The sequence below is a fragment of the Lentisphaera marina genome (genome assembly GCF_028745505.1).
GTDB lineage: Bacteria > Verrucomicrobiota > Lentisphaeria > Lentisphaerales > Lentisphaeraceae > Lentisphaera > Lentisphaera marina.
In genome coordinates this window covers 2,177,388-2,190,919 of sequence record NZ_JAQZZL010000002.1, presented here as the reverse complement: position 1 = coordinate 2,190,919, position 13,532 = coordinate 2,177,388, and the positions used below count along the sequence as shown (strand labels likewise).

The following is a 13,532-nucleotide window of genomic DNA, read 5'->3' as shown; positions in this document are numbered from 1 at the left end:
TATGAAAAAATGGCTCACACTTTCACTCATGGTAGCTAGCCTACCAACTTTCGGGCAGAAGTTCGAAAAAACGCTGTATGCTGATCAAAGCAAAACACCTTCACCTGCAGTCATTGCAGCCTCACCCTATGGGGATGTATTTGTGGGTGTTGACCAACAGGGTTCACTCGGCAAGAAAATAAATATGGGTGTTATCAAACGTTTGCGCGATACAAATAATGACGGAGTTGCGGATCAAATTACGGATTATGTGGTGATTGATAATCCTCGCGGTATTGTTTCCATCGGCGATAAATTGATAGTTCTGCACTGTAATCAAAAGGATGGCAAGGTTTATGGTCAAGACATCACGGTGTTTACGGATGCTGATAATGATGGTGTCGCCGATGGGCCAGGGGAAATTCTCGTCAAAGGCATTGGCAATCCGAAGTTTGTTCAGAGTCGTGGTGCGGATCACTGCACGAATAATATACGTTTAGGCGTTGATGGTTGGCTGTATATATCGGTAGGTGATTTTGGTTTTGTTGATGCACAAGGTACAGATGGAAAAAAATTGACTTGTTATGGAGGCGGAGTAGCTCGCGTACGCCCCAATGGCCAGGAACTAGAAATGTTTATTCATGGAACAAGAAATGTCTACGATGTCGCCATTGATCCATTTATGAATGTCTTTTCACGTGAAAATACTAATGATGGCGTGGGCTGGTGGGTGCGCTTCAGTCACTACATCCAATCAGGTGAATATGGTTACCCTTGTTTATACAAAAACTTTATCGAAGACATGATCCCAGCCTTGGGAATGTATGGAGGAGGCTCTGGCACGGGAGCTCTCTACCTTCAAGAACCAGGATGGCCAAAGGAATATAATAATAAGCCCCTGATGGCGGATTGGGGACGTTCAATGATTTATATTCACGATGTGAAGCCCGATGGCCCTTCATTTACCGACACACCAAAAAACTTCCTCAAAGTTTCTCAGGTGGCAGACTTGGATGTGGATGCCTCTGGAAGGATGTATGTTGCGGCATGGGCTGGCGCGGGTTATAAGGGGAATTCACAAAAGGGCTTTGTGGAGCGTTATGTTCCAGAGGGTTGGCAATACAAAGCCTTTCCAGATTTAACAAAAGTCACAAAATCAGAGCTTTTAAACTTTATTGACTCAGAGAGTTTTACGGCAAGAATTTACGCTCAACAAGAAATTTTAGCACGAAAGGATCAATCTTACCTACAAGACTTAGAGCAATTAGCGAAGTCCGCAAAAACTCTTGAGGCACGTGTAGCCGCGGTCTATACCTTAGCGCAATTAGGTGAAGTCAAAGCCTTAGCTATATTGGAAAAATTATCTGCTAATAAAGATTTGCGTGAGCATGCAATTCGCCTAATGGGGGATAGGAAAACTTACAATCAAAAAGCCAATGTAAAATTGATCGCCAAGTATCTTCAGGATGAAAATCCTCGAGTGCAAGTGGCGGCTAGTGTGGCTCTAGGAAGAATTGCCAAGTTCAGTGCGGCAGAATCATTACTAGCAGTTGCAAAACCGCCACAAATAAAAATGATGGTGCCTGTTGAAGTTAAAGAAAAAGTAAAGAGTAAAGTCCTTACAAAAGGTAAAGAGTTTGCATCACCAAAAGTAACATATAAAAATAATTCGGTTGACATAAAAGCTAATTTAAGTGATTATAAAAGCTTATTTCTGATTGTTGATAGCCAAGGAAGTAATGGCGGAGATCACGCAGCTTGGATTGAACCTACGGTGATTCTTAATAATGGTCAAAAAATTGACCTAAGTTCTGTGAAGTGGAAGCAGACTAAAGGTGGATGGGGCAAAACTTTAGTGAATAAAGATTGTCAGGCTAAAGAGCTGAAAAATTTGAAGGGCGAGGTTCTTAAAGGAATTGGAACTCATGCGTATTCGACGATTGAATACAAACTTCCTAAAGGAGCCAAAAGTTTTACTGCAAAAGGGATCTTAAGTTCAGGTGCGCAGAAGCAGTCGGCAGTTAAGTTTATTGTGAGCCCGGTGGCGAAGAAACCTTCACAAAAATCGACTAGCTCAAAAGATGCCAAAACATTGTGTTCAACTCCCAATCCGGCTATTATCCTACCACATATGGCACGTCAGGCTTTGGTAAATATGAAGGCATATGAAGCGGTGATTCAAGCTTTAAATAGCGATGATAAAAATCAACAAAGTGCCGCGCTAAATACCATGAAATTCATGCATGATAAGTTAGTGGTCGACGCTTTAATCAAACGCTTAGCTTCAGCCGACAAAGAACTTAAAAAGCAGATTTATAGCGTACTTATGCGCCTTCAGCAAAAGGATGTCGATTGGGATGGCAGCACTTGGTGGAGTACGCGACCTGACCCAAGAGGACCTTATTTTGAGCCGACAAATTGGCAAGAATCAAAGCGCATTGGCGGAGTCTTGAAGGCTTATTTAGCAAGTCATAGCGGGCAAGAGAGCCAAGCAATAGAAGCTGAACTGGCGAAGAATCGTTGCAATCTCGATGGAAAATCAAAAGTGGAAGTAGATCAAAAAACCAAGAAAGCGGGTGATGCCAAAGTTGGTCAATCGGCTATTGAAGATGTGGTGATCTACTTGTCGAAGAATAAGGGCAATAAGAAAAAAGGTAAAGAGATCATTAAAACGGTGGGCTGTGTGAGTTGTCACAATATCGAACACGGACAAGTCGTCAAAGGTCCCGACCTTACAAAGCTTGGGAAGATGACAAAATCTGAGCTTGCGGAATCGATCATTAAACCGGGTGCGAGCATCGCAAAGTCTTGGGTTACAATTCAGATGAATGATGGTACAAGTCATTTGGGGACTTTAGTGAAAAAAGACGCCAAACAAGTGGTTTTACACAATATTGCGGGCATCGCAACTACGCTTGATGCAACGCAGGTCAAGAAAGTTGAGCCGGGACTCAATATGATGTCACTTCATCTTGTTGATGGTCTAAGCCTGCAGCAATTTGCTGATTTAATTGAATACTTAAAATCGATGGATTCTAAAAAGTAATTTCAGCATTGTATCAAAAGAGTCGAGAAATGGACTCTTTTGATCAAGGCAGTTATTTAGGGAGCAACACTTTCAACGTGCCCATCACCAAACAAGACATTCATTTTTAGTCCTGTTGCATGAACTTGAGTTTGGCCATATTCATCGCCATCCATAGCGATGCGTGAGTCGGGATTTTCGAAATCGTCTATAGAGTTGCCTGCAATTCCTTCTTGGGTGATGTAAACACTTTCGTATTGTGGACATTGGCGTTTAACAGGACAACTGAGTAATGTGGCGTCTATCTCAAAGAGTTGAACCATGGAGTCACTCATTTCTAAGTGACGACTACCCTCATTATTAGGCATGATTGTTTCTGAGCCATCGGAGAAATACATTATCATAGCGGTGCCAATTTGTTTGAGATTATTCGTACACCTTTTTGTGTTACAACAACGAGAAGCAGTTCCTAATGCGGGAAGTACCATGGCGCATAATAAGCCTAAGAATGCGAAGGCGGCAAGAATAGCAAATAAATCAGTGCGAGTAAATTTCATTTAAATTCTCCTGTGTTTATACAAGAATAAAAGCTGAGGAGAATTTGTGCGGGGGCTAGTTTGTGAAAAGCAGGCGAATGTTTGGTGAATTAAGTGGGCTTTTTCGTGGGCCTTTCTTTATCGAATAATTTAGAAAAGATGATGAGCAAGAAAAAGAGCACAAACCAAGTGAAATGATAAGTATTTTCGAAGCTAATGAAGGTGTCTTCTTTTAACAAATTGATTCTCGGAAGGATTAAGATGGAGCTTTGTAGAACTAGAGCACTGGCAAAAGCTTTAGTGAAGGTGGAGTTGTAATTATCTTTCCACTTGAGGGCGCGGGATGCTTGAAGAAGTCCCCAAAGACTAAAGATAACAAAAAGCTCAAGTTCTGGCATGCCTGGAAGCATAGTCCAAGCCAAAGGGTAAAAGAGGAAAGGAAAAAAGAAAGCAAATAGAAAAGAGCCAACTTTTGGGTAGATACGACTGAGCAGTAGCGTACTGAGTGCAAGAACTGCACTAAGTACGCAGGGAATGCACCAATGTCCGAGCTCAATCATGTTGCCTAGCAAGTACCCCGTAAAGGCCATGATCACGGTGGATATGACTGGCATGTAGTTTTCGTAAGTACTTTTTGTTTTGATCAAGAGACAGAATGCCAAGGGTGGTATAAACCACAGCATCCAAGACTCTAGCATAACTAAGGCAATATCCATTTAATTACTACTTTATTTCAAATATGAGCCGCTTGAACATTTTTTAAAATATCCCGAGGAGTCTCTCAATAAATGTATTTCCTGATCGCAAATTCAATATAATCATCAATAAATCTTGATGATGTCATTTAATCGCTAATGAAAGCGGTGACTTATGTGTGGATGTTACAGGAAGTAATAGGGGCTATTTAATTTTATTAGTAGGCTCCTTTACCGTTTAGAACTGCGGGTACGGTTTGGAAGAGTATTTTTATATCAGTATATAAACTTCTTTCGCAGATATAAGTATAATCCATGATCACTTGCTCATTGAAGGGAATGTCTCCACGGCCACTAATTTGCCAAATACAGGTAAGTCCTGGTGTTACACTTAAACGTTTTTGTTCGAAGTTGGAGTATTGCTCAACTTCGTCAAGTGTGGCAGGTCTAGGGCCAACTAAGCTGAGGTCGCCTTTCAATACTAAAAAGAGTTGGGGTAATTCATCGATACTGTATTTACGAATAATACGTCCGATGGGAGTGATTCTGGGGTCATTTTTCATTTTAAATGTAATTGAATCTTTATGCATATTCTGGGCCATTAGAGCAGCTTTTCGTTCTTCTGCATCTACATACATGGATCTGAATTTTGGAAACATAATTGTTTTGCCGTTTAGCCCTGCGCGTTTTTGCCAAAATAATAAAGGTCCAGGTGAGACTAATTTGATTATTACAGCCGTACAAATCAACAGTGGACTTAAAAGAATTATAGCTATAGCGGACACTGATATATCTAAAATTCTTTTAAACTTAACGTAGTTAACGGTTTGAGGCTGAACATTGTCATTAAAATTTGATAAAACTTTGGTTAGTTGCATTTTTGTTTTCCTTAATATTATTTATTAAGGAACTGTTAAAATAAGTCATGCCAATAGTTATTTGTTTATGTATATATATATTATTATAAGTATGTTAGGACTTTTTAAATGTTTTGGTTAAACTTCCCAAGTGCGATTAAAGTTACGCTCAAAAATGTGGTTATTCACCCATTTTTGTAATCGGCGGGTTTAATGTCATACTTCTTCATTTTATCATACAAGGTTTTACGAGGTGTACCTAATGAAGCGCATGTGTTCACTACAGAGCCATTTTGTTTTTTTAACTCTTCTTCAATAAGGTGTTTTTCGAACTGTCCAACTCTATCTCCGATAGGAAGACCATCTGAACTGGAGAATTGAGAGTCAACTTGCGTTGCTTGAGGGTTGTTAGGCTCATTTAAATTTTCAGCAAGAGTGCCAGTTATAACATAGCGTTCAGCAACATTTCTTAATTCTCTTACATTTCCCGGCCAGTTATAAGCGATAAGTTTAGAAATGATTTGAGGAGAAGCCTCGCTAAGATCCCTTTTATATTGAGTACAAAATTGAAATAAGAAATGATTAAAGAGTAGGGGGATATCGTCTGGTCTTTCTCTGAGAGCAGGGATTTTCACGGGGATTACATTGAGTCGATAATAGAGGTCTTCACGAAAATCCCCTTTTTCTACAAGTTCTTTTAAAGGGGCTTGTGAAGCAGCAATAATTCTCACATCTAGTGGGATTAATTTATTGCTACCGACTTTTTCGATGACTCGCTCTTCCAAAAAGCGCAAGAGTTTAACTTGCATACTCATAGGCATAGAGTTGACTTCATCAAGGAATAAAGTACCTCCGTTACATTCTTCGAATTTGCCTTTTCTTGCAGACGTAGCACCAGTGAAAGCTCCAACTTCATGGCCGAACAATTCTGAATCCATAAGGTTTTCAGGTATCGCCCCACAATTAATTGCGGTAAACTTTTTACTTGTCCTATCAGAGCACTGGTGAATGTAATTGGATATAACTTCTTTCCCGGCACCGGTTTCTCCAATAAGCATGACACTCGCATCCGATAAGGCCACAGTTTTCAGAGTATCTTTTAGTCTAATCATGGAAGCTGATTGACCAATGAATTCTTTAGGTCCCGAACTTTTATTGATTTTTTGGCGTAAAGTTTTGTTTTCTATTGTTAGTTGACGTCTTTCTAAAGCTCTATTTGCGGATGTAATAAGGTATTCTTTTGAAAGGGGTTTTTCTAGGAAATCGTAAGCACCAGCACGGAGTGCTTTAAGGACATTTTCGACTTCACCATTGCCAGTTAAAACAATGACAGGGATCCCTTCATCTAATTGTTTAAGTCTACTGAGAACTTCGAAACCATCAATGAGGGGCATGTTAATATCTGTAACAACCACTCCTTGCCAACCGATTTCAATTTCTGAGAGCATCTCTAAGGGATCAGAAAAAGTTTTGGTTTTAAAGGAAGTTTTTCTCATGATCAATTTCATGGCATGTAAAAAGTTCTTATCATCATCGACAAAATAAATTTCTTTACTCAAGGTCTTACTCCTATTTAATAATTAGCCTTAAAATATGATCTTCACTTAATTGACACAATTTTTTATGCGAAAAACTACACAGTATGATTACTAAAGTCGATAATTTATGTGTTTCAGAGGACTTTTTGTCATTTTTTGTCAATATTAATGACGATTAAGCACTTTAAGAATTATAGTTTTTAGATGATTAAGTATCATTGAGATAAGTTTAAGTAAGAAAGGCGGAATTCATGAGAATCAGTTTTTATACCACCGTGTTGGTGATTTCGTGTATGCTTGTAGGAGGAGTAGCAGTTGGTATAGTTTTTTATAAAGCTAATATGATCAGCAAAGAGCAGGCTGAGTTGCAATTGTTACGACAAGATATGGTACAAACAAAAGAAGCTTTGCTGCTAGTGAATCAGTGGAAAAAGACTTTAGAGATTTTTCTAGAAAATCCATCTATTGGTTTAGAGAGAAATATAGAAGATCAAATTAAAGCGCTGACTTACCTGAATCAACAATATTCAGGTAATGAAAATATTCAGAAAGTGAGTAAGCAAATGCAGATCATTGCAGAGCGCTGTGCTGATTTTTCGTCAAATTTAAATCAACATACTGATACAGAGAAAATCTCTGATCAAATCAAACAAATGGCGAATAATTTAGAACTGCCAGTTATTAACTTACAATCACAATTGACTAGTGAGATTGACTTAAAGAAAACAAATCTTAAAGAATATCAAAAATTATTTTCCTTAACGGCGTATGTATGTCCGACTCTATTTATAATTTTCTCATTAGTTATGTTGAAGTGGTCGAATCGCACAATTGTGAAACCCTTAAAAGAGTTAACAAGTCAAGCTCGAGAGGGCGGTATTAATCAAGCAAACCTATCTGATAAGCCTCCAGTAGAAGTATGTCATTTGGCAGAAAGCATAAACGAATACGTGACTGCTTTAGTGGAAGCCAAAGAACAAGCTTGGCAAGAAGCTAGACAGAGTGAATATACCAATGCTCGAATTGTCAATATTATGGAAACAGCTGCCGATGCCATTATTTGTACGGATTCTAAAGGGAACATTATCCAATACAATGCATCTTTCCGTAGATTAACATTTCTGTCAGAAGATTATAAAGGGGAAATGACTTGTCATAGTTTCCTGCCCAATTTAGAGTTAGATGATTACAGTCATGATGTAATGGAAACATTTATAAGCGTCGAACAAACGTTTCTTAAAAATGTGAATGGTGATGAGATTTCTATTGAGCTTTCGATTAGTCATTTCAGCTATGAAGAAGTCGTTTATTTCACTATGGTTATCCGAGATATTCGTGAGCGAGAACGTATGCAACAGCAGATTTTACAGGCTCAAAAAATGGAATCGGTGGGAACCTTGGCAGCGGGTGTCGCACATGAAATTAATACTCCCACACAGTATATCAGGAACTATTGCGTCTTCTTAAAAGATAGCTTCGAGGACATCACACAATATCTGAACGTAGGAAAAAGTATTCATGATCAAAGGCTCATTGATATTGCCGAAGACATTGATCTTGATTTTATACAGGAAGAAATTCCTCAAGCAATCGATGGAAGTTTAGAGGGCTTGGATAAAGTTAGTGAAATTGTAAAATCAATGAAAGTTATGGCTCATCCTTCAAAATCAGAGAAGGTTTTATATAGCATTAACTCACTATTAAAAGAGGCGACTGTTTTAACAAAAAGTCAGTGGAAAAACTTTGCAGAAGTGAAATTTATTTTAGATGAAACTATTCCAGAGACGCCATGCTACCCCGGCTTGCTCTCTCAGACATTTATAAATATTATAATCAACGCAGCACAGGCAATTGAAGAACAAATTAAAACTCAAACTTTTGAAACCTTGGGGCTTATAACTTTAAGGACAAGTTTGAAACGTCGTAATATAGTGATTAAGATATCTGATACTGGAATTGGTGTTAAAGATAATGTGAGAACTAAAATTTTTGATCCATTTTTTACTACCAAAGAAGTGGGAGTTGGAACGGGGCAAGGCTTAGCATTGTCCCACGATTTCGTTGTTGGTAAACACGGTGGAAGTATTAGTTTTGATTCAAATCCAGGGCTCGGTTGTAGTTTTACAATTATGATTCCCTTTGTTAACTAAAATGCTTGGATAGGCATACACAATTTTTGTTGTTGGATATCGTTGATCACCATTTCTATTAATTGACTTGAGAAATTAAGGGTCTCAACTTTATCCATATATTCAAACGCAATTTTACATATTTTGTTGATATCTCTTGGGCAACCGCGCGAAAATCTATATATCATGCCTATGGCATTATCGTCAATTATAGATTTTTTTCCAATTTGGTTTAATCGTAAGCTTATGTATGGAGCAATATCTTCTTCTTTCAGGTAGGGAAGAAAATACATTAAGCCAACTCTTTGGGCAACAGTTGGACATTGATTCAGAGTTTGATTGAATTCTGGTTGCCCACAAAATATTAGAGAAACCTTAGAACTCTGTCCTTGAGTGTTGGTAAGGCATTTTAAATTTTTCAGACACTCAGTAGAAATCATTTGACATTCATCGAGAATAATAATTAGGTGACTACCAGTGGAGCTTATGTAGTCATTGAGGATTTTTTCGTACTCATTATGTAGTAGATAACGATCCATATTACATTCTTTAGCTTTACGCACACCGCTAAGCTGATAGATGATTGTATCTAAAATAGCTTCGTAGGGTATGTTGGAGGAAGGTATGTAAACAATTCTACTTGAGTAGCCAACTGAGCGTGCATAGAGTTTACATAGCAATGTTTTACCAGACCCTATTTCTCCAGTTAAGACGCCAATGTTGACTCCCCTATCACTACTGATGTACAGTAGGCGAGAGATCGCTTCACTATGTTGCGAACTTTCATAGAAGAAATTCGGATCAGGATCCGTCTCGAAAGCGCAATTAATTTTATTTTGAATTAAATTCATTTTTAAACCAATTTTTTTGTTTTTAAACTAGAATATCACATTCCATTAATGGCTGTTTAGTTCTAAAGTGTTTGTTTCTAGTTCTTTATGTTTTATTTTGTGGTGAATAGCTATGACAATGGCACTAATTATGATCATAAGGAAGTATTGTGGACTCTGTCTGTAGCCAAGTTGTAACATACTTTGAAAATGAAGTGCTAGGCAGGCAGCTAGGCAGGATGCGCTAATGGTCAGTAAAAAGGGGTCCTTGTAAGTTTTTAAGATGTTTTTTACAGCAATGGTAAAAAATCTCAACCAAATACAAATAAAGGCAATTAGGCCTGGGTAGCCTAGTTCTCCGAGATTTATAAACCATAAATTATGTGGCGGAGTTCCTGGCGGTAGATCGTCATCAACTTGAGAGGCGTATTTAAGCCAAGACCATGCTGAAAAATTCCCAATTCCAACTCCAACAATATTTTCTGCCGCCATGAGTTTAGCTTTTTTATTATATTTTCCACGATATGCCATATCTTTACTCGCATCTTGTTTACCGAAGAAACGACTCATCAATGTATCTGCAGATTTGTACATGACGCCACAAGAAAGGACAAAGCCTAAGCTTAAGAGTATGATGTTTTTAGGTCGTAGGGTTTTGAAAAAAAGTATACCTAAGCAAACAAAGACTCCAAGGCCCATCGCCACTAGACCACCTCGGGATACGGTTAGGATAACACAGAGTCCACTGCAGGCGACTAAAAATGAATAAAAACCAGACTTAATCCATGATTTTGAGTATAGGATTAAAGGGAAAAACATGGTGGCGAGCATGGCCATATATGTTGAAAATGAATTGGCATGACCCAAGTTAGTTTTGATTCGATGGAAACCAAAAATATAACGATCACGCAGTGCGAGCATAGTCAAGTATAAAACAGTTAGAGCCAAACCCCAGTAGATGATTTTGATATATTCAGAGTCTTGGAGGTAATTAACTAGAATCCAAAAAAGAAGAATACCTCGCAAAATCTTACTTATTTCAAATAAGGGGTAAAGCCATAGTTCAAAGTATTTATAGGGAGGAGGATAAATCGTATATTTATTGGTAGTTACTGGATCGGGAGTGACAATATTTTGTGAATTTAGAGCCCAAGAGAGAAGGGCTATACCTAAATACACGAGGTAAGGGCAGCATAGAGCCGGTAGAATTATTTTTTTGCGTTCGCTCCAATTTAGTAATAAATCTCCTGCGAGAATTAAGGCACAAATATCAATTAAGCTCATTTCAAACCCCCTTGTAGAGGCACGGTAAAATTCCCTTGAAAAGAAATTGATACCCAACTTATCAGGCTCACAGCTCGACCAAATTAACAGAATAAAAAAGAATTTAGTAAAGATTTTATTAAGCTGACAAAGCAAGACTCCTATTGGGACACCGGCAAAAAGCACAGCAAAAAAGATAATGTATTTATACTCAGACAAAACTTATCTCAAATAGCAATTTGTGTATCATTTTTTAGTTCAGCGACTTCTTCGAGGTGAGCAACTAATTTATTGATATAGTTTTCAAAGTTATATTTATCATTAACGAAACTTCTACCTGATTTTCCAAGTTTTCTTACGAGGTCCTTATCATTTAGAAGGAGGTCAATTTTATTAGCCATTTCTTCTGTGTCCATCCATGGGATAAGGTAACCTGTTTTATCATTGATAAGCCAATCTTTAATTCCACCAGCATCAAAGCCAACCACTGGAAGGCCATGTCTAAGAAACTCTAGACCAACGGTGGCAATAGGTTCTGGCCAGACTGATGGGACTGTTCCCATTACGGCTGATGAGTAGATTTCTGAAAGTTCTTCCTGGCTTACAAAGCCCTTGAAAATAATTTTGTCTTGAAGTCCAAGGCTTTTGACTAATTCTTGGCAATATTCTTTGTGAGACCCGCTGCCGAATACGTATAGCTTAAAATCATTTTTCACTAATGCTAGAGCATTAATCAAGCAATCAAGCCCTTTGCCTCGAATGATTTGAGTTGCAAAAATAATAATGTTTTCGTCGCTGTAGGTATTAATTGGCAATTGATGTTTAGGAAGTGGAACTGGAGGAAAGATTTTTATTTTGTCATGGTCAAAACCCTGAGTGATTAATTCATCTTTCATATATTGGCTCACAACGAAAACTTCATCAAAGGATTGACTTACCTTGATTTGTTGCATTTGTTTTTTATAGCTAACCCAAGAAATCTTACTGCCTTCGTCAGATCGTTCTCGTTTAAGCGAGGCCATGCAGGGGATAAGGCATGAAACACCTGCTTTTTTTGTGCAAATCTTGCGATTAATTGGATTATATTTATAGCTTCTCATACAGTACATATCATGATCGTGTTGCATGCGTATGAGCGGGCAACCGTAATCTCTAAAGGCCTGTAGCATCCCTACATTCATACATTTATGAACGTAAATCACATCAGGCTTCTCACGACTCAAAAGTTCCGAGCAGTTTTTATAAGCGCGATGTTCTTTGGCATTGAAGTCATAGTGGTGTTTATCAACGATATAATTCTCTAAGCTTTGGGAATCTTTATTTGTATCTTCATTATACACAAAGTGAACATCAAATTTTTTACTTATGTAGGGGAGCGTTACATAAATATGTTGCTCCGCTCCTGAGAAACGACCGAAACGTTCATTAATTAGTAATAGTTTTTTCATGTTTATACCCTTTGACGATTAATTTTTGTTTTGAGTTGAACTAATGAATCTGCTTGATGAGCCATCTTTGTGCTTTTGGTATCTTGCCAGAGCTTCTCTAAGCGAGCATTTTTTATTTTTGAATTACTTATTAGAATGACCGGGAGATCAATAAGCCAAGCGGCTACAGAGGGGATGAACATTTTGATTTTGCCAAGAGTCTTTAAGCGCTTTAAACGCTTAAATCGAACACTCAAAGCACCCTCATATATATACCAGTTTCTTTCATCAAGATACGCATTGATTTTTGTTTGTAACCACTGAGGGTTTACCTCGAATTTCTCCCGTATGATCTCGAGTGCACTCTTATTGGAGTTTTCATTTTTAATGATTGTTTTAAAAATACGCCACATGGAAAAACCGACCGTTTGTCGCACTTGATTATTAAAGTAATTTTTGGCTCCTGTATAAGCTTCAAAGACATGAGTAACTGAATGGTGATTGATAATTCTTGAATTATCCACAGCTTTTAAAAGCCCATCGGTACAGGCCATAAACTTTATATAGGTATCATCAATTAAAATTTCTTTAGGAATAATAACTTGGCGTAGGAATGATGATCTAGCACAATATAGTTGACCACAAAGTTGGCCCTCGCCTTTTCGGGTAATCTTTGAAAACCCGAGGGAGAATTTTTTTAGGAAGTGATTGGATTGGTCATAGTGAATATCTTTAATGGGAAGGTCGGTAGAAATGAGCGCATGCTGATCATTTTCAAGACTTTGAATAAGAGTTTCAAAATTATTATCTTGTTGAATCAGGATATCGCCATCCATCATAATGATGTATTTTTCATTATTAGATGAATATTGATGGATGAGGTCGTTCCAAGCAGGGATTTTTCCTGGTTCGTCTTTTTCGATGACTTGGTAAGTGAATTGTTCTGTATTTAAACTAAAATTTTTAAGTTCATTTCTACAAATTGCTGCACTATTATCTGAGCATGCATTAGCAACGATTATTAATTCGATACGGTATAATTTAGATTCAAATATATTTTGTTTGAAGAGAGTATGTAGAGTTTTTGCTACAATATCTTCTTCATTGTGGATCAGCATTCCTATCAGAATATTCATTTATCATTCCTTTTTTTAAGGTATGAAGATACTTATCCTATGCCACAGCGGAAATTTTGGCTGTAATTAATTAATTATAAAGGGTTTATGTCTTATGTAAATTCTTTGATGGTGTGT

At 37.7% G+C, this 13,532-nt stretch carries 10 protein-coding genes; 2 read left to right on the top strand and 8 right to left on the bottom strand.

Translation table 11 applies throughout. The features are described from left to right. Position 1: 1 nt before the first annotated feature. Positions 2-3,025, top strand: a complete 3,024-nt coding sequence (locus PQO01_RS19975) for a DUF7133 domain-containing protein (protein ID WP_274315995.1) — start codon at positions 2-4, stop codon at positions 3,023-3,025. A 56-nt stretch (positions 3,026-3,081) separates the two neighbouring features. Here the strand turns inward: PQO01_RS19975 and PQO01_RS19970 are convergent, their stop codons facing one another. From PQO01_RS19970 to PQO01_RS19955, 4 genes are all read right to left on the bottom strand, one after another. Next, a complete protein-coding gene (locus tag PQO01_RS19970) occupies positions 3,082-3,561 on the bottom strand; it encodes a hypothetical protein (RefSeq protein WP_274315994.1) in 480 nt (159 codons plus the stop codon). Between the two features lie 89 nt (positions 3,562-3,650). Then, a complete protein-coding gene (locus PQO01_RS19965) occupies positions 3,651-4,256 on the bottom strand; it encodes a hypothetical protein (RefSeq protein WP_274315993.1) in 606 nt (201 codons plus the stop codon). A gap of 197 nt (positions 4,257-4,453) precedes the next feature. Then, positions 4,454-5,113, bottom strand: coding sequence for a sugar transferase (locus PQO01_RS19960; RefSeq protein ID WP_274315992.1), 660 nt, complete (start codon positions 5,111-5,113; stop codon positions 4,454-4,456). A 164-nt stretch (positions 5,114-5,277) separates the two neighbouring features. After that, on the bottom strand, positions 5,278-6,651 hold the full coding sequence (locus PQO01_RS19955; protein WP_274315991.1) for a sigma-54-dependent transcriptional regulator: 1,374 nt from the start codon (positions 6,649-6,651) through the stop codon (positions 5,278-5,280). 230 nt (positions 6,652-6,881) lie between these two features. Here PQO01_RS19955 and PQO01_RS19950 point away from each other — a divergent pair, with 230 nt between their 5' ends. After that, positions 6,882-8,780 (top strand): sensor histidine kinase, encoded by a 1,899-nt coding sequence (locus PQO01_RS19950; RefSeq protein WP_274315990.1) that lies wholly within the window; start codon positions 6,882-6,884, stop codon positions 8,778-8,780. Here the strand turns inward: PQO01_RS19950 and PQO01_RS19945 are convergent. From PQO01_RS19945 to PQO01_RS19930, 4 genes are all read right to left on the bottom strand, one after another. After that, a complete protein-coding gene (locus tag PQO01_RS19945; RefSeq protein WP_274315989.1) occupies positions 8,777-9,610 on the bottom strand; it encodes an ExeA family protein in 834 nt (277 codons plus the stop codon). The genes PQO01_RS19950 and PQO01_RS19945 overlap by 4 nt on opposite strands. A gap of 45 nt (positions 9,611-9,655) precedes the next feature. Beyond that, positions 9,656-10,873: an O-antigen ligase family protein gene (locus PQO01_RS19940; RefSeq protein WP_274315988.1), complete on the bottom strand. Its 1,218-nt coding sequence runs from the start codon at positions 10,871-10,873 to the stop codon at positions 9,656-9,658. A 206-nt stretch (positions 10,874-11,079) separates the two neighbouring features. Further along, positions 11,080-12,300, bottom strand: a complete 1,221-nt coding sequence (locus PQO01_RS19935; RefSeq protein WP_274315987.1) for a glycosyltransferase family 4 protein — start codon at positions 12,298-12,300, stop codon at positions 11,080-11,082. A 2-nt stretch (positions 12,301-12,302) separates the two neighbouring features. Then, positions 12,303-13,415, bottom strand: coding sequence for a glycosyltransferase family 2 protein (locus tag PQO01_RS19930; RefSeq protein ID WP_274315986.1), 1,113 nt, complete (start codon positions 13,413-13,415; stop codon positions 12,303-12,305). Positions 13,416-13,532: the final 117 nt, after the last annotated feature.

Excerpts from the sequence above, each read along its gene's own strand:
- PQO01_RS19935 (WP_274315987.1), bottom strand. The coding sequence starts at position 12,300 with ATGAAAAAACTATTACTAATTAATGAACGTTTCGGTCGTTTCTCAGGA.
- PQO01_RS19945 (WP_274315989.1), bottom strand. The coding sequence starts at position 9,610 with ATGAATTTAATTCAAAATAAAATTAATTGCGCTTTCGAGACGGATCCT.
- PQO01_RS19975 (WP_274315995.1), top strand. The coding sequence starts at position 2 with ATGAAAAAATGGCTCACACTTTCACTCATGGTAGCTAGCCTACCAACT.
- PQO01_RS19930 (WP_274315986.1), bottom strand. The coding sequence starts at position 13,415 with ATGAATATTCTGATAGGAATGCTGATCCACAATGAAGAAGATATTGTA.
- PQO01_RS19950 (WP_274315990.1), top strand. The coding sequence starts at position 6,882 with ATGAGAATCAGTTTTTATACCACCGTGTTGGTGATTTCGTGTATGCTT.
- PQO01_RS19965 (WP_274315993.1), bottom strand. The coding sequence starts at position 4,256 with ATGGATATTGCCTTAGTTATGCTAGAGTCTTGGATGCTGTGGTTTATA.
- PQO01_RS19960 (WP_274315992.1), bottom strand. The coding sequence starts at position 5,113 with ATGCAACTAACCAAAGTTTTATCAAATTTTAATGACAATGTTCAGCCT.
- PQO01_RS19970 (WP_274315994.1), bottom strand. The coding sequence starts at position 3,561 with ATGAAATTTACTCGCACTGATTTATTTGCTATTCTTGCCGCCTTCGCA.
- PQO01_RS19940 (WP_274315988.1), bottom strand. The coding sequence starts at position 10,873 with ATGAGCTTAATTGATATTTGTGCCTTAATTCTCGCAGGAGATTTATTA.